Source organism: Micromonospora sp. NPDC051196 (genome assembly GCF_040682415.1).
Lineage (GTDB): Bacteria > Actinomycetota > Actinomycetes > Mycobacteriales > Micromonosporaceae > Micromonospora.
In genome coordinates, this window is record NZ_JBFBAY010000004.1 from 100,243 (window position 1) to 117,923 (window position 17,681).

Annotated in this window: 16 protein-coding genes; 5 read left to right on the forward strand and 11 right to left on the reverse strand. The window is 71.8% G+C overall.

The window, feature by feature from the left end:
• Nucleotides 1–98 precede the first annotated feature (98 nt).
• The 6 genes from AB0M35_RS10935 to AB0M35_RS10960 are packed head-to-tail and all read right to left on the reverse strand — an operon-like array spanning nt 99 to nt 4,387.
• Nucleotides 99–410, reverse strand: coding sequence for an antibiotic biosynthesis monooxygenase family protein (locus AB0M35_RS10935; protein ID WP_363744000.1), 312 nt, complete (start codon nt 408–410; stop codon nt 99–101).
• Nucleotides 407–1,663, reverse strand: coding sequence for a beta-ketoacyl synthase N-terminal-like domain-containing protein (locus tag AB0M35_RS10940; protein ID WP_363744002.1), 1,257 nt, complete (start codon nt 1,661–1,663; stop codon nt 407–409). Before AB0M35_RS10940 ends, AB0M35_RS10935 begins: the two co-directional genes overlap by 4 nt.
• Nucleotides 1,660–2,934, reverse strand: coding sequence for a beta-ketoacyl-[acyl-carrier-protein] synthase family protein (locus tag AB0M35_RS10945; protein WP_363744003.1), 1,275 nt, complete (start codon nt 2,932–2,934; stop codon nt 1,660–1,662). The genes AB0M35_RS10940 and AB0M35_RS10945 overlap by 4 nt, the downstream gene beginning before the upstream one ends.
• A complete protein-coding gene (locus tag AB0M35_RS10950; RefSeq protein ID WP_363744005.1) occupies nt 2,931–3,329 on the reverse strand; it encodes a cupin domain-containing protein in 399 nt (132 codons plus the stop codon). Before AB0M35_RS10950 ends, AB0M35_RS10945 begins: the two co-directional genes overlap by 4 nt.
• Nucleotides 3,322–4,056: an SRPBCC family protein gene (locus tag AB0M35_RS10955; protein ID WP_363744007.1), complete on the reverse strand. Its 735-nt coding sequence runs from the start codon at nt 4,054–4,056 to the stop codon at nt 3,322–3,324. The genes AB0M35_RS10950 and AB0M35_RS10955 overlap by 8 nt, the downstream gene beginning before the upstream one ends.
• Complete coding sequence (locus tag AB0M35_RS10960) at nt 4,043–4,387, reverse strand: TcmI family type II polyketide cyclase (RefSeq protein WP_363744008.1); 345 nt, start codon at nt 4,385–4,387, stop codon at nt 4,043–4,045. Before AB0M35_RS10960 ends, AB0M35_RS10955 begins: the two co-directional genes overlap by 14 nt.
• A gap of 393 nt (nt 4,388–4,780) precedes the next feature.
• On the opposite strand from AB0M35_RS10960, the gene AB0M35_RS10965 reads away from it, so the two are divergent.
• The 5 genes from AB0M35_RS10965 to AB0M35_RS10985 all read left to right on the forward strand — a co-directional run bounded on the left by AB0M35_RS10965 (nt 4,781) and on the right by AB0M35_RS10985 (nt 9,041).
• A complete protein-coding gene (locus tag AB0M35_RS10965; RefSeq protein WP_363744010.1) occupies nt 4,781–5,587 on the forward strand; it encodes a BTAD domain-containing putative transcriptional regulator in 807 nt (268 codons plus the stop codon).
• A 123-nt stretch (nt 5,588–5,710) separates the two neighbouring features.
• Complete coding sequence (locus tag AB0M35_RS10970; protein WP_363744012.1) at nt 5,711–6,061, forward strand: TcmI family type II polyketide cyclase; 351 nt, start codon at nt 5,711–5,713, stop codon at nt 6,059–6,061.
• Between the two features lie 12 nt (nt 6,062–6,073).
• Entirely contained in the window at nt 6,074–7,423 is a 1,350-nt protein-coding gene (locus AB0M35_RS10975) for an FAD-dependent monooxygenase (protein WP_363744013.1), read from the forward strand.
• 235 nt (nt 7,424–7,658) lie between these two features.
• The gene (locus tag AB0M35_RS10980; RefSeq protein ID WP_363744015.1) at nt 7,659–8,468 is read left to right on the forward strand and encodes a helix-hairpin-helix domain-containing protein; all 810 of its coding nucleotides are present in this window, start codon (nt 7,659–7,661) and stop codon (nt 8,466–8,468) included.
• Nucleotides 8,469–8,834: 366 nt separating this feature from the next.
• Complete coding sequence (locus tag AB0M35_RS10985) at nt 8,835–9,041, forward strand: hypothetical protein (RefSeq protein WP_013734509.1); 207 nt, start codon at nt 8,835–8,837, stop codon at nt 9,039–9,041.
• A gap of 99 nt (nt 9,042–9,140) precedes the next feature.
• Here AB0M35_RS10985 and AB0M35_RS10990 read toward each other — a convergent pair whose 3' ends face one another.
• The 5 genes from AB0M35_RS10990 to AB0M35_RS11010 form a co-directional block, all read right to left on the reverse strand.
• Nucleotides 9,141–10,721, reverse strand: coding sequence for a hypothetical protein (locus AB0M35_RS10990; RefSeq protein WP_363744017.1), 1,581 nt, complete (start codon nt 10,719–10,721; stop codon nt 9,141–9,143).
• Between the two features lie 211 nt (nt 10,722–10,932).
• Nucleotides 10,933–13,026 (reverse strand): amino acid transporter, encoded by a 2,094-nt coding sequence (locus AB0M35_RS10995; RefSeq protein ID WP_363744019.1) that lies wholly within the window; start codon nt 13,024–13,026, stop codon nt 10,933–10,935.
• A 69-nt stretch (nt 13,027–13,095) separates the two neighbouring features.
• Entirely contained in the window at nt 13,096–13,506 is a 411-nt protein-coding gene (locus AB0M35_RS11000; RefSeq protein WP_363744021.1) for a hypothetical protein, read from the reverse strand.
• 270 nt (nt 13,507–13,776) lie between these two features.
• A complete protein-coding gene (locus AB0M35_RS11005) occupies nt 13,777–14,547 on the reverse strand; it encodes a DUF5995 family protein (protein WP_363744023.1) in 771 nt (256 codons plus the stop codon).
• A gap of 90 nt (nt 14,548–14,637) precedes the next feature.
• Complete coding sequence (locus AB0M35_RS11010) at nt 14,638–17,523, reverse strand: AAA family ATPase (RefSeq protein ID WP_363744025.1); 2,886 nt, start codon at nt 17,521–17,523, stop codon at nt 14,638–14,640.
• Nucleotides 17,524–17,681: the final 158 nt, after the last annotated feature.

A 17,681-nucleotide genomic window follows, 5' to 3' on the forward strand; every position in this document is an offset into this window, starting at 1 on the left:
GATTGTCGTGGGGTCGGTGGCCCTGTTCAGTCCAAATAGGTGTGAGCGCTAAGCCGAATGGTCGAGATCGCTGGCACGCTCCCAACCCGTCCCCGTCCTCAGGCCGGGACCGGGGTCTGGGCGTGGACGTGGAAGCGCAGCGAACGGGCTTCGGTGAAACACTCGCGCATCGGTCGGACCAGCTCCCGATGCTCCGGGCTGCGTTCCCACGCCTCGAAGTCGGCCAGACTGGCCCACTCGCTGGTGATCAGCCACTGCTCCGGGTCGGTCGACGAGCGGCACACCTGGTCGACCAGGTGCCCCGGCACCCCGTCGGCGACCAGATGCCGGACAGCCTCGTACGCCCGCAGGAAGTCGTCGGTGCGCTCGCTGGGCACCCGGACAAGAAAGACGACTCGGCCTCGCGTCATGGTTGGTCCTTCCCGCCCGGTGCCGTCCCGCGCAGCACCAGCGCACTGTTGAAACCGTCGAAACCGCGCGCGCAGACCATCCCCACCCGGGTACGCGGGCGCCGACGCTCACGCAGAAAGTCCAGCTCGCAGCCGCCGGCGACCTGCTCCGGGCCGGCCGACGGAGGCAGCGTGTCGTGTGCGAAGGCGAGCAGCAGGGTCGCCACGTCCAGTGCCGATCCGCCCTGGTGTGCCCGGCCGATGAGCGCCTTGTGCGTACTCACCGGCGGTGCCGTGCCGGCGAAGACCGAACGCAGCGCGGCGGCCTCGGCCCGGTCGTAACGGGCCACCCCGAGCGCGTCGGGCACCACCAGGTCCACCTCCTGCGGCTCGACCCCGGCGCGGCCCAGCGCCAGGCGCATCGCCCGGGCGTACTGCTGCGGGTCACCGGCGCTGTCGGCGGTGGTGTGCGCCGCGTCGTGGGTGGCGCCCCAGCCGGTCACCTCGCCGTAGCCGCGCACCCCCCGGGCCCGTGCGTGCTCGTACTCCTCGACGACGAAGACCGCACCACCCTCGGCGGGCAGGTAACCGCTGGCGGCGACGTCGAAGGGCCGGTACGCCCGCTGCGGGTCGGTCACCGTGCTGAGCAGCCCCGAACGCAACTGGCAGGCCAACGCGTACGGGCTCAGCGGGCATTCGGTTGCCCCGGCCAGCACCACGGACGCACCCCGCCGGATCGTGCGTACGGCCTGGGCCAGGCTGTCCAGGCCGCCGGCCGACTCGGTCACCAGCACCCCGCACGGCCCCTTCGCCTGGTGCGCGATGGACAGTTGCCCGACGCTGGCCGCGTAGAACCAGGCGATCGACTGGTACGCCCCGACCGTGCGGCTCGGCGACGACCAGAGCCGTTGCAGCTCCCGCTGGCCGAACAGGTTGCCGCCCGAGGAACTGGCCAGGGTGACCGCCCAGCCGTACGGGTCTACCGGACGATCGGGCAGGCCGGCGTCCGCAAGGGCCAGTCGGGTGGCCGCGAACCCGAGGTGGGTCCAGCGGTCGGTCTGCACCAGGAAACGGTTGTCGGTGTACCGGGCCGGGTCGAAGTCCGGCACCTCACCGCCGAAGCGGGTCGGGTATCCGGCGGCGTCGAACAGGGTGATCGGGCCGGTACGCCGCTGACCGGACAGCACCGTACGCCAGTGCGCCTGGTTGCCGACGCCGCTGGGCGCGACCACCCCGATCCCGGTCACCACCGCGCGGCGACGTTGCTCGCTCACCCCGACACCTCCCGGGCCAGGCGGCGGAACAGCATCGCCGACTGGAAGCCGCCGAAGCCGCTGCCGACCGACAGGGCCACGTCCACCGGCACGTCCCGCGCCTCGTTGGGCACGTAGTCCAGGTCGCACTCCGGATCCCGGGTGCTCCAGTTGGCGGTGGGCGGCACCACCCCGTACTCGATGGCCAAGGCGCAGGCGGCCATCTCGATGGAACCGATGGCGCCCAGCGAGTGCCCGACCATCGACTTGATGGAGCTGATCGGCACCCGGTACGCGGCCGGGCCGAGGGCCCGTTTGAACGCGGCCGTCTCGTGCCGGTCGTTCTGTCGGGTCCCGGAGCCGTGCGCGCTGATGTAGGAGACGTCCTGCGGGGCGAGTCCGGCCTGACGCAGCGCGTCGGTGATGGCCAGGCCCATCTCCACGCCGTCGGGGCGCAGCCCGGTCATGTGGTAACCGTTGCTGCGGCTGGCGTAACCGGCCACCTCACAGTAGACGTGCGCGCCGCGTCGGCGGGCGTGCCCGGCCTCCTCCAGCACCAGCACCGCGGCCCCTTCGGCCAGCACGAAGCCGTGCCGGTCGGCGTCGAAGGGGCGGGAGGCGTGCGCCGGATCGTCGTTGTCCGGGCTGGTGGCCTTGATGGCGTCGAAGGACGCGACGGTGACCGGGGAGATCGGCGAGTCGGCGGCTCCGGCGAGCACGATGTCCGCCTCACCGTCGGCGATGAGCTGGTGGGCGTAGCCGATCGCGTCGATGCCGGAGGTGCAGCCGGTGGACACCACCTGAGCCGGGCCGTGCAGGCCGTGCGCGCAGGCGACGTCGGCGGCCAGGCTGCTCGGCACCAGCGCCTGGTACAGGTACGGTCCACCGAGCGCGGAGTCGACCAGCCAGCGCCGGCCGCTGTCGCTGACCGTCACGTACTCCTGTTCCAGGGCCATCGTGCCGCCGACCGCGGTGCCGAGCACCACGCCGGCCCGGTCCCGCTCGGCGTCGGTGAGTCCCAGGCCGCTGTCGGCGATCGCCTCGGCGGCGCAGGCCAGCGCGAACTGCACGTACCGGTCGGCGCGTTGCCGCTGGGCGAGCGTGAGTCCGGCGGCGTCCGGGTCGAAGTCGCACTCGGCGGCGATCTGGGAGCGGAACGGCGTCGGGTCGAAGAAGCTGATCCGGCGGGTGGCGGTGCGTCCCTCGGTGATGGCCTTCCAGAACCGGTCCCGGGTCACGCCGCCGGGGGCGACCACCCCGATGCCGGTCACCGCGGTCCGCCGGCCGGTCACGACCCGTCCCGCTGTTCGACCAGCTCGGTGTCGACGTGGCCGAGTTCCGGGCGGGGTGCCAGCGGACCGAGGTGGAAGACCACTTCGGCGGGGATGTCGCCGGTGTTGCGGAGTCGGTGGCGGACGTTGCGGGCGACGAACAGCGCCTCGCCGGCGGTCAGCGGGACCGGCTCGTCGTCGAGGTCGACGGTGATCGCGCCCCGGGCGACGTAGAGAAACTCCTCACTGTACGGGTGGTAGTGCTCCGCGATCCGCTCCCCCGGTGCCATGGTCGCCACGCCCATGAAGCCGGAGGTGCTGCCGACGGTGCGCGGGCCGAGCAACACCCGCAGTTCGCCACCGCGGCGACGGTCGGCCGGCACATCCCGCGCGGCCACCAGGGCCAGATCACGCATCGTCGCCTCCGGTGACCACCGTGGCCGGCCGGACGTCGGCCAGCCGTTCGAGCCGGTCCTTGATGACGGCCAGCTGCACCTTGCTGTTGGTGTTGATCCGCTCGGTCATCCCGGCGTTGTCCACCGGCGCGGTCGGCTTCATCGCGAAGTCCTGCACCCAGGTCATCCGGATCCCGCCCGGTTCCTCGGTGTAGCTCCAGTGGATCCGCATGTACTCGAACGGGCCGGTCTCCACCCGGCGGGCGCGTACCTGGCGGGTGGCCCGGTCGGAGGTGCGTTCGCTGACCCAGCTCCAGGCCACCCCGTTCTCGTCGGGGTGCATGGTGAGCCGGAACCGGACGGTGTCGCCGTCGGTGTCGAGGATCTCGGCCTGGGCGTACTCGGTGAACAGCTCTGGCCAGCGGGCCACGTCGTTGGTGACCGACCAGACCAGGTCCAGCGGCGCGGCGATGACGATGCTGTTCTCGGTGTGTCCGGGCGGGTCGGCGCGGCGGGAGACGATCTCGGCCACGGCGGGGATGCTCAGCTGGGCGGCCTGTTCCGGGATGCGTACCCGCCACCGGTCGGCGACGACGGCCGTGAGTTCGAGCAACGCGAGGGAGTCCATCCCCAGTTCCTCCAGGGAGGCCGCCGGCTCACGGGCGGCCGCGTCCGGGTCCAGCCCGCAGTTGGTCACCAGGATGTCGGTGATCTCCTCGGTCAGCGAGCGGCCATCAGTGACGGTCATAGTCTCTCCTCGGGTCTGCGTCGAAGCGGTAGAAGCAGCGGGCCATCGCGTCCCGAGGCGAGCGCCAGTCCGGCAGGTACGGCGTGATGTACGGGCGCAGCCGGGTGCTGATCCGCCGGAACTCCGGGTGGTCCCGCGCCGCCTCGACCGCGCCGCCGCCGGGCGTGTCGGTCTCCAGCAGGTGTACGTACAGGTCGTGCAGCCGGTACAGCGACCGGTGCTGGACCCCGACCAGGTGTGGCAGCTCGGTCGTGTCGGACTCGGCGAAGATCTCGGCGACCGCGTCCTCGGCGGTCGGAACCACCTTCGCCACGATCAGCGTTCGGTCCATGTTGTCCCTCCCCCACCGGCCGTTGCCGGCCCCACCCGGTGTCCCGGTCGACTCTCGACACGATGCGGATCAGGCCGTCACCCGAGCGTCACGGACCTCCCCCACCAGCACCGGCTTCGGTGACGCTGCGTTGACGCAATCTGTGGCCCAGCTGAGCAAGCGGAATTCGAGCAGCACTACAACTTGCCAGTTCAGAGACGCCCTCAAAGATTACGCACGAGTTACGTAGCCGACACGATCATTGACTCAGAGTAACTGCTATTGATAGCCTCCACGGCGGTCCGACCCGGCGTCGCGCACGCCCGCGCGATGCCCGCAGTCGCAAGTGGCGTCCCGGCCGCCACGCCGGGGCCCGGCCATGCCCGCAGACAACGCGTTGCGCAGGGGGTGCCCGTGGCCGATTCGCCCACACCGACCACCGGGAAGCCCCGGAGCGGTGAGATCCGCCTACATCTGCTCGGCGCTTTCCGCCTGACGCACGACGGCACCCCGGTGGTGGTGCCGCGTGGCCTGCAACGGGTCATCGCGCTGATCGGACTGCGCCCCGCGACGACCCGCACCCAGCTGGCCGGCCTGCTCTGGCCGGAGACCACCGAGGAGCGTGCGCTGTCGTCGTTGCGGACCGCACTGTGGCGGCTGCGTCAGGACCCGTACTGTCCGTTGACCACGGACGCCGACACGGTCCGCCTCGATCCGGCCGTACAGGTCGACGTCGACAGACTGGTCGACACCGCCAGCCGGGTACGCGACGGCCGGACACCGGCCGACGCCGCGGAGGCGCTCGCCGCCGGACGACACGACCTGCTTCCGGGCTGGTACGAAGAGTGGGTGCTGGCCGACCGGGAACGGTTGCGCCAACTCAGGTTGCACATGCTGGAACAGGTGGCCGGTCAACACCTGGCCGCCGGACGGCATGGTGAGGCGTTGGACGCGGCGCTGGAGGCGATGGCCGCGGAGCCGCTACGGGAGACGCCGCACCGGCTCGTCGTCCGGATCCATCTCGCCGAGGGCAACGCCTTCGAGGCGGTGCACGCCTTCTACGTCTACCGTGACCTGCTGCTGCGTGAACTGCGACTGGAACCCTCGCCGGCGATGGCCGCACTGCTCGACGAGACCCTGGAACCGATCCGCCGCGCCAGTCAGGCAGCCTCGGGACCGCGCCGGTACCCGGCCATCCGAACGACCCCCCGCAGCGGCTGATCGGGCTGCCCGACGTCACCGGATCGACCGTCGGCGTTGACGGCCAGGTGACAGTCCCGCCGGCAGGGTGACAGCTGCGTCCCGGCGAGGCATCCGGGCGCGACCAGCGGTGAGAGGGGACCGATGAGCAGCCGACTCGTTATCGTCAGCAGGATAATCCCGGGCGCGGAAGGTCGGGTGGCACAGATCTTCGCGGAGTCCGACGCGACCGAGCTGCCCAGCCTGACCGGGGTACGCCACCGGTCCCTGTACTGCCTGCACGATCTGTGCGTACACCTGATGGAGACCGACGACGTCGGTGCCGACGCCCTGGCGACGGCCCGCAACCACCCGCTCTACCGCCAGGTCAACGAGCGACTGTCCGCGCACACCTCGCCCTACCTCCCGACCTGGCGCTCACCCCGCGACGCGATCGCCAACTGCTTCTACCGCTGGGACGGCGCCGACGTTCCGGCCCCGCGCGCGGCCAGCTGACCGGACGGAATCGTGGCCACCCGGACACCACACGTCCTGATCATCGGCGCGGGCACCGGTGGACTCTGCCTGGCGCACGGGCTTCGTCGAGCCGGCATCGGAGTCGAGGTGTACGAGCGACATCACAGCCGGGCGGACGGACTTCTCGGCTACCGCGTGGGGATCGGCCCGACCGGCAGCCGAGCCCTGCGCGACTGCCTCCCGCCGGAGCTGTTCGACATCTACCTGGCCACCTGCGCCCGATCGCCGCGCTACTTCAACGTGTTGGACCAGAAGTTGCGGCCGACGGCCTCGTTCCCGCTACGCCCGGACACCCATCCGGTCGACACAGAACGGTCGGTGGCGCGGATGACGCTGCGCCAGGTGCTGCTGACCGGCATGGAGGACGTGGTGCGGTTCGACCGGACGTTCACGCGGTACGAACAGCACGACGACGCCACGGTCACCGCCCACTTCGCCGACGGCAGCACCGCCACCGGCGACCTGCTGGTGGCCGCCGACGGCACTCACTCCGCGGTACGCCGCCAGTACCTGCCGCACGCGGTCATCCGGGACGCTGGCACGATCAACATCGCCACCCGGATTCCGCTCACCGACGACACCCGGGCCCTGCTGCCATCGGCGGTGCAGCGCGGCATCTCGCTGATCTTCGGTACCGGCGGGGTTATGGGCGTGCTGCACGTCATGGAGTTCAAGTGGGACGCCGACGCCCGACTCAACCCGGACGTCGACCCGGCCGATGCGGCGTTGCTCGCCGGCTGGCCCGGGCTACGGCACGACAGCACCCGCGACAACATCAACCTGGTGGTCTGGAGCACCGCCCGGCGCTTCCCCGATGACGTGCTGCGCCGCCGGGGAACGGAGTTGATCCAGGTGGCCCTGGACCTGACCGCGAACTGGCACCCCCACCTACGCGAGCTGCTCAGCCGGGCCGACCCGGACAGCGCCCTGCCGATCCGGGTGTCCACCTCGGAGCCGGTTCCGCCCTGGCGCAGCAGTACGGTGACCCTGCTCGGCGATGCCATCCACACCATGACACCGGGCCGGGGCGTGGGCGCCAACACCGCGCTGCGGGACGCGAATCTGCTGCGCCGTCAGTTGATCCTCGCCACCGCCGGGCAGAAGTCCCTGGTGCAGGCGGTGGCCGACTACGAGGCGGCGATGGTGCCGTACGGCTTCGCTCGGGTGGCCGACTCGTTGGCCCGCAGCGGTACCAGCGGCGACGACCGGATGTACAAGCCGGTCTTCGGTCGGCTGGCCCTGCTCGGCGCACGGGGATACTTCCGGGTCACCAGCCGGGTGCCCCGGCTGCGGCGCAAGTTCGTCGACGACTTCTACACCTATCGCGGCGAGGAGGACTGAAGCCGCCGAACACGAACACGTGACACCGAGGGTCCCGGCGCCCGCGACGGCGCCGGGATTCTCGGCGTACCAGCCACAGTCCACACCGTCCGTACCACCGCGAGCACCGGCGGTAGCTCACGATGGACCGGTACGGACTGTTACCTGACCTGCCTGTCGTCCAGACCGTGGGTATGCGAAGCTTCGGCGAGTTTTTCTCGCGACGATCCGGACGTGAACTTCAGGGAGGTTTGCCGTGATCGACTCCTTCGGCAAGTGGCTGATACTGCTCGGGGTACTACTGATCGGGCTGGTGGCGGGCTGGGTGCTGCTGCGCAGCCGGCGCGACGAACCGTCCGCGCCGACGAGCCGCACGACCGGTCCGGCGCCCGAGCCGGCGTCCAGCCAGACTGAGGCAACCGAGCAGTCGAGCCCGAGCGAACAGCCCGCATCGCCGGAGCCGACACCCAGCGTGTCCGCCGAACCGATCACCACGACCCCGGACACCACGACCCCGGACACCACGACCCCGGACACCACGACCCCGGACACCACGACCCCGGACACCACGACCCTGGACTCCACTGCCCTGGACTCCACGGCCTCGGACGCCACGACGGACGTCACGGTGCCCGCCAGCGCGGCCGGGGACGACTCGGCGTCGGCGCCGTCCATCACCGACGGCCCGGCAGAGCAGGCGGTCGAGGAGAGCGACTCGTCGGCTCGCCCCGCCGTGGCCACCCCGCCGGTGCGGCCCGAGGCCGCCACCAAGTCCAGCACGAGCACCTCGGCCGCACCGGCTGCTTCCGCCGTCGCCGCACCGGCGGATCCGGCCGCAGACGCCGCCGACGCCGCAGACGACTTCCGGCGGATTCAGGGTGTCGGGCCGAAGATGGCCGCCGCGTTGCAGGGTGCGGGTATCCGGACCTACCGACAGCTGGCGGAGTTGGACGAGGCCACGCTGCGGGAAACCATTCGGGGTGCCGGGCTACGGGCCACCGCCAGCCTGGCGACCTGGCCACAGCAGGCGAAGATCCTGGCCAGCCAGTCCGGCGAAGCCGCCTGATCAACGCCGCCCCGGCTGCGGCCGGACCGCCGCGTAGTGCCGCACCGCTCGCACCGGGATCGCGGCAGGTCCGGGTACGGCCGGAAGGTGGCTGACCGCAGGGTGCGTGGGCCCTGTCGAGCTGAACCGTTTGTGCTGTCGCAGCGCGCCGCCACGTCGGCCGGGATCTGTCACCCGGGCCGTGAGCCGCTCGCGCTATCAGCTCGACAGGGCCACCACCTGACCCGCAGCGCATCGAGCCGGGCGTACCTGTACGCCGGCAGCTTTCGCCACGGTGGTGGCCGCGACCGCTCCTCGTTAGCCGGACAGCGCGGTTGGGTACATGGGCCGGACACCCAGCTATCACCCCCGACCGTGGAGGAAGCCATGCGCGGCACGTCGATATTCGGAGTCCTTGTGGTGATCTGGCTCGTCATCGGCGCGATCGCCGCCGGTCAGCGCGGCTACTACAGCGACGAGGAAGCCAACTGTGCCGAGGTCGGCACGATCCTGGTGACCATTGCCGCCGGTCCGCTGAACTACGTCGGCGCCAACCCGAAGGTCGACTGCGAGTTGCCTGAGCCCTCCCAGTGACCGTGCACGACGACGGTGCGTCCGGCTCCGCACCTCCCGGCCCACTTGAGGTCGGGAGGTACGGAAAGCCGGACGCACCTGGTTTGTCGTGCGGTCCGCTCAGCGGAAGCAGTTCGGGATGGGGACCTTGCTGCCCAGGCAGTTGGTGGAGCCGTTGTCGATGATCACGCTGTCATCGTCGATCTTGATCCGGGCCTGTTCGGCCTGCAGGCCGCCGGCCTCGACCGTGGACCGGTTGCCGATCACCAGGCTGCGGAACAGCGAGCTGGAGCCGGCGGTGACGAAGACACCGGCGCCCTGCGACTTCTCGCCGACCGCCTCGTTGCCCTTCACGTCGCTGCCGCGCACCAGCAGGTTCGACTTCTCGGCGTAGACGCCGCCGCCGTTGCCGCGCGTGGTGTTGCCGATGATCACACTGTCGTCGATCGGCAGCAGCCCCTGCACGGTGGATATGCCGCCGCCGGCGACGGCGGCGAGGTTGTCCCGGACGGTCAGTTGCCCCAGCACCAGCACCGCGTCGGAGTTGGCCAGGCCACCGCCGGTCTCGGCACTGTTGCCGGCGACCAGGCTGTCGAAGACCTTGGTACGGGCCGAGAAGCTGGCCAGACCGCCACCCTGCCGGGCGTTGTTGCGTACGAAGGAGGAGGAGTAGACGTCCCCGGCGGCCCGGAAGTTGGCCAGCCCGCCGCCGTAGCTGACGGCGCTGTTGTGCCGGAACTCGGTCCGGTACATGGTCATGACGCCGCCGTTGAGCAGGCCCCCGCCCTTGCCCTGGGTGCCGGCGGCCCGGTTGCCGACCAGCGTGCTGTCGCTGATCCGCAGGTTGCCGTCGTTGAAGATGCCACCACCGCCGCCCTCCGCGGACAGTGACGTGCTGTTGGCCACGGTGACCCCTTCGACGACGGCGGTCGCGCCGTGCACGATGTGGATGCTGCCGCCCTCGGCCTTCGACCGGCCGTTGAGCAGGGTCACGTCGCGCAGGGTGAGTTCGCCGCCGTCGCGGACGGTGAAGAAGCGGAACTCCTGGGCCTGCGCCCCCCGGGCGATGGTGGCGCCGGAGCCCTCGATGGTGATCGCGTGGTAGATCACCGGCAGACCGGCGGTGTCGTGGGCGGGGTTGCGCGCCGGCGCCTCGGCGTCACCCGGGTTCTCGGCGGCGTCGGCGGCCTCCCGGGCGTCCCGGATCCCGCCGTCGTACTCGTCGACCTGCTGGAAGGCGTGGGTCAGGGTGTACGTGCACTTCTCGGCCAGCCGCAGGAGGCCACCGCCTTCGGCGTTGACCCGGACCAGCGCGGCGATCAGCCGCGCGGAGTCGCAGGGCACCTGCACCGCCTCGTGCTGGGGCGGGCGCCCGTTGCCCTCGGTGGACCGGCCGTCCGGGTCGTCCTGTCGGCTGTCCCCGGTGCCGCCGCGTTCCGCGCCGCCGGAACGCGGCCACTTCTTCTCCCGGTCCGCCGGTGCTTCGTCCCGGTGGGGCCCGTCGTCGGTCGACAACGCGGCCGGCTGGGCGGGGGCCGGCGCTGGCGCCGGCGCCTGCAGATCCCGGTCGGTGGCTAACGCGGCGGCGCCGCTGAGGCCCGCCACCGCGGCCAGACTGCCGGCCGCCAGCCCACCGGCCAGGTACCAGTGCGATCGCCGCCTGCGTCGGGCCGGTTGTCGGCCCCCAAGGTACGTGGACATGAGGGTTTCCTGCCTCTCGTGTGTGCGAAACAGAGCCGCACCGAATCGGGCGCGGAGCGGCCGACCTCGCGGCAGCCACCAGAGGCAACGTACGGCGACCAAAGGGTCGAAATCCGGCATAAATGAATAAGTACGTCTTTCGTCTTCATATCTCTGCCCCCGGGGCGGATTCAGGTCTCTGGCCCCGGGGGCGGACAGGACACCGACCGGCTCAGCCGCCTACGTGGATACCGGGACGGCGGGCGGGATCGGGCTCGGACTTGCGCAGGATCTCCCGGACCACCGGCGGCGTGTCACCACGGCCCAGGATCAGATACCGCAGCAGGTGCGCGATCGGATTGCCCTCCGACCACTCGAAGTGCGCGTGCGGACGTACACCGGTGGCGTCGCGCAGCGCCAGCAGGACCGCGGCGATCGCGTTGGGCGCCGCCGGGCTGCTGGCCCGCAACACCCGGTAACCGCCCACCTCGACGCCGCGTACCCGCAGCACGTGCCGGAACCCGGACGGGTCGACCACGTCGATCTCCAGAAACAGCACGTCGGTGGCGCCCGGCACCGGATTCTGCCCACGCTGCGCCCGTTCCTTGATGGTGTACTCCTTGACGGCGCCACTGCGCCGCTTGTGGGCGATCACGTGCAACCGGCCGTCGTGGGCCACCGAATCGGCGATGAACCGCCGCGCCGCCTCGTCGAACTCCACCCGCTCCGCCCGCAGCTCGGTGGTCCGGCTGACCCGGGACACCAGGGAGACGGCGATGATGCCGAGGATGAACAGGCCCGAGATGGCGATCCCGTCCGGCTTGGTCAGGACGTTCTCGGCCAGCGCGTACAGCAGGACCAGGGTGAGCACGGTGAAGCCGACGGCGGTCGCGCGCTGCCTACGGCCGAGCGCGGCGATCGCCACCGCGACCGCAGCGGAGACCATCATGGCCAGGATCCCGGTGGCGTACGCCCCCGCCTGCGCGTCGACGTCGGCGCGGAAGACGACGGTCAGCCCGATGCAGATCAGCGTGTAGACGATGACCACCGGCCGGACCGCACGCGCCCACTCCGGCGCCATGCCGTACGACGGCAGATAGCGCGGCACGATGTTGATCAGACCGGCCATCGCCGAGGCACCGGCGAACCACAGGATGAGCACGCTGCTGAGGTCGTACACCGTGCCGAACGCCTCGCCGACGTGCTCGTGGGCCAGGTAGGCCAACGCCCGCCCGTTGGCGGCCCCGCCCGGGGCGAACTGCTCGGGCGGGATGAGCAGGGTGGTGACGAAGGTGGTCGACAGCAGGTAGACCGACATGATCAACGCGGCGGCGGTAAGCAACCGACGGGTGTTGCGGATCCGGGCGGCCAACCGGGCCGCCGCGTCCGGCCCCTCCCCCGCGACCAGCGGCATCATGCTCACCCCGGTCTCGAAGCCGGAGAGACCCAGCACCAGCAGGGGAAACGCCAGCGCCGCGGTCAGCGCCACCTGCCCCGGTCCGCCGCCGGCGGTCAACGCCCCGGTCCAGTCGGCCAGCGTCTGGGGGTCACCGGCGATCTCGACCAGGGACACCACCACGATCACCGCGTTCAGGGCCAGGAAGACGGCGACCAGGGGTACGGCCACCGCGACGGCCTCCCGGAAGCCGAGCAGGAACACCCCACCCAGGATCAGCAGCAGCAGTACGGTCACCACGACCGCGACGCCGGTCCCGCCGAACGCCGCCGGCAGGTACGGATTCTGCAACATGTGCACGGTGGCGTCGGCCGAGGAGAGGGTGATCGTGATGATCCACGAGGTGGCCACGAAGCCGAGCAGGACCAGCACGAAGATCTTGCCCCGCCAGAACGGCAGCAGCCGTTCCAGCATCGCCACCGAGCCCTGGCCGTGCGGGCTGTCCCGGGCCACCCGGCGGTACATCGGCAGCATGCCGAACAGGGTCAACGCCACGATCAGCAGGGTCGCCACCGGGCTGAGCGCCCCGGCGGCCAGCACCGCGATGCCCGGCAGGTACGAAAGGGTGGAGAAGTAGTCGACGCCGGTCAGGCACATCACCCGCCACCAGGCGTGCGCCCGGGTCTGCCCCTCGGCGGTCTCCGGGCCGACCGGCTGCACCTGGTGCACGAGCAGCCAGCGACGCAGCCGGCTCTGCGGTACCGCGGGACCGGGTGGACGCACCGCCACCTGCTCGGGCACGGCGATCCGGCGGCCGGCACGCTCGCCCGGCCGGGTCGGGTCACGGGCGGCACGCAGTGCGGGCCCGGGTGTGCCGGACGCCTTGCCACGGCGGTCCCGGCCACGTCGCGCTCTGGTCCCGTCCCCCATGTGCCCGCCCGCCCTCCCCACTCCTGCCCCGACCGTAGGCGGTCGTCGAACACCACCTCGTCGGAACGGTCAAAGCCGCTCGGCGCCGTCACCGGGCGCCGCCGCGAGGGCACGGGCCAGGGCGTCCGGATCAGCGACGGTCACCGTCATCGCAGGGTGGCGCGGCCATCCGCCGGGCAGCAGGGCGGGCACCGGTCGCAGGAAACGTACGCAGAGCCCTCGCGCGGTGCTGGTGCCGAAGCTGATGCCGACGTCGGCGGCGGACAGGTGGGTGCCGATGGCCCGCCACCATCGGTACGGGCCGGTGGTCTGGACCTCGGCCACGTTGTCCCGGGTGGTACGCAGCCGCCAAGGCCCGAAGCGCACCGTGAGGTCGTCGGCGTCGACGTCCACCCAGGCCGTCGACGGCCGGACACCGAGCAGGGCCAGCACCGGTCGCCACGGCGGGTCGAAGCGGAAGCCGAAGCGCTGTCCCGTCATCCGCGGGCTCCCCGGCCGGCACGGTCGCCCGGCCGGGCGGGACGAGGTGGGGCGGCGGGGCGAGGTCGGGGCCGGCTGGCGGGACGGCGCCGGAACGCAGCGGTCATGGCCGCGGCGTACCCGCGAAGGGCCGGCCGACACCCCCCGGGCCGGCCGGCCCCTTGCTCCCCCCTTGCTCCCCCCGTGGTCGATCCAGGCGATGTCGCCTGTGCGGGTCGGACCGCCCCCGCGCTCCGCCCACCGACGGAACGCGGGGACCCCCCGTCCCGGCTACTGCAGCAGCGCCCCCAGGGGCGACAGCAGCAACCGACCGAGCGCGGCGGCCGTCTCATCGAGCCGCTTACGCTCGCGTTCGTGTTGGTGCGGGTCGTGCCGGCACCGCCAGATCCGCTGGGCGTTGCGCCAGGCGACATCCCGCGTGTAGCCGATCAGTTCGCCCTGATACCAGTCGTCGATCTCCCCGTTGAGCATGTCGATGAGCAGTTGCCACCGCTCCAGGTAGCCCCGACGCAGGCCGGGGATCTTGTCGGCGAAGATCTTGTTGATCTCCAGGTAGTCGCGGTGCTGGTCACTACCGTCGACCGGCTCGGACTCCAGGTGGTCGAAGGTGGTGACGAGCGCGAACGGCAGGTCGAAGTTGATGTGCGCGTTGACTCCGGCCGCCGCCGAGGGCAGCGGTCGGGCGTCCGGGCCACGCATCCGTTCGAACAGGCAGGACCAGGCGCTGGGCGTACCGGGACTGGAGTCGGTCCACAGCCGCAGCGCGTCGAAGTAGCGGGCGGCGAACTCCACATCCAGTCGGGACAGGAAGACCGGGTCGACGAAGCGGTCGGAGTACAAACCGTCCAGCACGCTGCTGGTGATGGTCAGGTACAGCTTGTTGAAGTCGGCCAGCGGGCAACTGTCCAGCAGCGGAGGCAGCCGGACCAGCATGTCCTGCAACTTGGTCAGGTGGTCGACCACGGCCGGCACGTCCGCCGGGTGGTCGGCGAGCAGGTCGACGATGTCCCCGTGCACCGGCCCCCAGACCCGCTCACTCATGTCGTCCCCCGCCCTGCTCGTCGCCGCCGTGGTGCCGTTGCGGCGCCGGGCTCAGCCTTTCAGGCGGACCAACCGTCGACATCAGTAGAACTACGTATCCGACACCTGCGCGCGGCTACGTAGGAAGATGGCGCTGGCCTGGACCCGGGTACGCACCTGAAGCTTGTCGAAGATGTGCGACACGTGGACGCCGATGGTCCGTTCGCTGATGAACAACCGCTGGCCGATCTCCCGGTTGGTCAGCCCCTCGGCCACTGCGGCCAGGACCTCAAGCTCGCGGGCGGTCAACGCGGCGAGTTCCGCGCCAGCCGCCCCGGCCGGCGCGGTCGCCCCCGACGGGCCGGCCTCCTCCAACGTCACCCGGGCCCGACCGGCGAGGTTACGGATCTCGTGAGTCAACGGCACCGCGCCAAGCCCCTGAGCCATCTGGTACGCCTGCCGCAGCAGTTTCCCCGCGGTGGCGGTACGCCGCCGAAGAGCCAGCAACGCCTCCGCCTGACGCAGCCGGGAGTACGCCGCCGGGTACGGGTGGTTACGGTGATCCCACTCCGCGGCGGCCCGCGCCCACAGATCCGGATCGGCCACGTCGAGCCGACTCACCTCGGCCGCGCAGAGCGCCAGATAGCCGTCGACCACGTACCGTACCGGCCGGGCCGCGCTCTCACTCTTGTCCGCCACCCGGTCGGCGATCTGCCGCAACCGGCGTACCGCGTTGTCGTCGACGGGGGTGCGGCTGGCCTTCGCCTCCGCCTCGGCCCGCAGGCCGTGCCAGACGAGCACGGCGAGGATGACCAGGTCGTCGGAGCGGGTCTCGGTCAGCCCCCGCTGCACCGCATGCCGGGCGACATCGTGGTGCCCCTGCCACATGGCCAGCCCGGCCCGCAGGGTGAGCAGCGGAATGACGTGTCGGGCGCCACCGCCGGCCAGCATGGTGGCCACCGCGTCGAGATCCCGGTCGGCCGCCTCGATGTCGCCGTAACCCACCGAGAGGCGGCACCGGGCCAGCAGCAACTCGACCGCGTCGGTGCCGGAGGGGCGGTGCCGCAGGGCCGCCGCGACCACCTTCTCCGCCTCGGCCCACTGCCCCACCCGGAACAGGCCGTTGGTGGCGATCGCCAGCAGCCGGGTCTCGTAGCTGCGCCCCAACCCCAGCTCGGCCACCCGCTCGGCGCCCCGGCGGGCCACCACCACCCCCTCCTCCAGGATGTTCAGCGGCCCGGTCAGCAACTCGGCCAGGTGCAGGTAGGCCCGAGCCACGTCCTCCGGCTGGCCGGCGCGCTCGGCGGTCGCCAACGCGCGGCGCAGCACGGCCAGCCCGGCATCCGGGTCCTGGCGGTACGCCTCGGAGAAGCCCAGCGCCATGCTGGCCAGCACCATCTCCGTAGTGGCGTCGTCGGCCTGCTCGGCCAGCTCCAGCGCCTCCTTGGCCCACTGGCCGGCGTCGGCGTACCGGCCCAGTTGCAGCAGCAGCTCGGCCAGGTGTGCGGCGGCCGTGGCCCGCTGCCGGGAAGTGCAGTCGGCGGCGTCCAGGGCGCGCTGGTACTCCGCCTCGGCCAACGCGGAGCGACCTGCGGCGGCCAGGTAGCGGGCCCGGCGGATGTGCAGCTCACAGACCGGTTGGTCGGCGTCGACGCCGGCCAGTTCTTCGAGCAGGGCCAGCGCGCGGGCGTACTCGCCGCAGTGATGGGCGGCCTCGGCCGCATGCCTCAGCAGCACCGCCCGCTCCGCGCCGGGCAGGCCCTCGGCCAGTTCCACCGCGACCGACCAGTGCCGGTGCGCCTCCACGTAGCCGTACAGTCGCTCGGCCTCCTGCGCGGCGGCCACCGCCGCCGGCAGCGCCCGCTGCGGCTCGCCGGCCAGTCGCCAGTGGTGCGCCAGTCGGGCCTGGTGCAACTCCCCCGGCGCGGACGTCAGCGCCTCGGCGTAGCGGCGGTGCAGCACGGCCCGCTCGGCGGGCAGCAACTCGTCCTCCAGCACCTCGGCGACGAGTCGGTGCCGCAGCCGGTACCCGTCATGGGAGCCGACCACCAGCCGATGGGCCACGGTCGCCCGGATCGCGTCCAGCAGGTCCTGTTCGGGCAGCCCGAGCACCTGGGCGAGCAGCCAGTGCTCGACCGGTTCCACCCCGGCGGAAACCGCGTGCACGACCCGGTGCGCCGGCTGCGGCAACGCGTCCACCCGGGCCAGGAAGACCTCACGCAGGGTGTCGGAGAGCCCGTCACGGCCGTCGCGCAGATCGCGCGAGAGTTCCTCGATGACGAACGGGTTGCCGCCGCTGCGCCGACACAACCGCTCGACCGCCTCCGGGGCCATCGGCCGGCCCACGACCGCCGCAGCGAGTTGCTCGGCGGCGGCCCGGTCCAGCGGAGCGAGGTCGAGCACCTGCACCGACCGCAACCGACGCAGCTCGGTGAGCACCCGACGCAGCGGATGCGCCCCTTGCAGGGACTCCGACCGCACCGCGGCGAGCACCGACAGCTGAAGGTCGCCGAGGCCGGCCAGCAGATACAGCAGCAGTTGCCGGGTGGTCCGGTCGACCCATTGCAGATCGTCGAGGACCAGCACCACGGGTCGCCCTCCGGCGATCACGCCCAGCCCTCGGGCGACACGCTCCAGCAGCGCGCCCGCGCCGTCCGGCCCCGCCGCGTCCTCGGCGAACATCGCCAGCAACGCACGGACCGACGCGGCGGCGGCCGGGGGCAGGTCGGCGTCGAGCCGGCGCAGCGCCTGCCGCAACGGGTGCAGGGGTGAGGCGTCGCCGATGTCCAGACAGGAGCCGGTGAGCACCAGGGCACCCGCGTCGCCCAGCCGTTGGCCGAGCTCACGGAGCAGTCGGGTCTTTCCCACCCCGCTCTCACCGGTGAGGAACACGGCGGCCGTGCTGCCGGGCGCCACATCGTCGAGCAGCGCGGCACGCGCCGTCGCCACCAGGTCGGCCCGACCGACGAGCGGTGCGCTGTCCACGTCGCTGGCCATGGCTCGCAGCCTAGTCACAGGCGCCCTCCCCGTTCTACCGCCGCCGCCCGCCTGTCCTACTCCTCGCGTCGACAATGCGACCAACCGGTTGCGCTCGGCCGACATACGTCGTTCTGCCGATCCGCCGGTCAGACCCGCAGTGACAGTCTCCCGGCAAC

Bases quoted from the DNA above. Each gene is read 5' to 3' on its own strand.
- AB0M35_RS10990 (WP_363744017.1), bottom strand. From the start codon at position 10,721: ATGTCCACGTACCTTGGGGGCCGACAACCGGCCCGACGCAGGCGGCGA.
- AB0M35_RS10985 (WP_013734509.1), top strand. From the start codon at position 8,835: ATGCGCGGCACGTCGATATTCGGAGTCCTTGTGGTGATCTGGCTCGTC.
- AB0M35_RS10955 (WP_363744007.1), bottom strand. From the start codon at position 4,056: ATGACCGTCACTGATGGCCGCTCGCTGACCGAGGAGATCACCGACATC.
- AB0M35_RS10970 (WP_363744012.1), top strand. From the start codon at position 5,711: ATGAGCAGCCGACTCGTTATCGTCAGCAGGATAATCCCGGGCGCGGAA.
- AB0M35_RS11005 (WP_363744023.1), bottom strand. From the start codon at position 14,547: ATGAGTGAGCGGGTCTGGGGGCCGGTGCACGGGGACATCGTCGACCTG.
- AB0M35_RS11010 (WP_363744025.1), bottom strand. From the start codon at position 17,523: ATGGCCAGCGACGTGGACAGCGCACCGCTCGTCGGTCGGGCCGACCTG.
- AB0M35_RS10935 (WP_363744000.1), bottom strand. From the start codon at position 410: ATGACGCGAGGCCGAGTCGTCTTTCTTGTCCGGGTGCCCAGCGAGCGC.
- AB0M35_RS10960 (WP_363744008.1), bottom strand. From the start codon at position 4,387: ATGGACCGAACGCTGATCGTGGCGAAGGTGGTTCCGACCGCCGAGGAC.
- AB0M35_RS11000 (WP_363744021.1), bottom strand. From the start codon at position 13,506: ATGACGGGACAGCGCTTCGGCTTCCGCTTCGACCCGCCGTGGCGACCG.
- AB0M35_RS10950 (WP_363744005.1), bottom strand. From the start codon at position 3,329: ATGCGTGATCTGGCCCTGGTGGCCGCGCGGGATGTGCCGGCCGACCGT.
- AB0M35_RS10995 (WP_363744019.1), bottom strand. From the start codon at position 13,026: ATGGGGGACGGGACCAGAGCGCGACGTGGCCGGGACCGCCGTGGCAAG.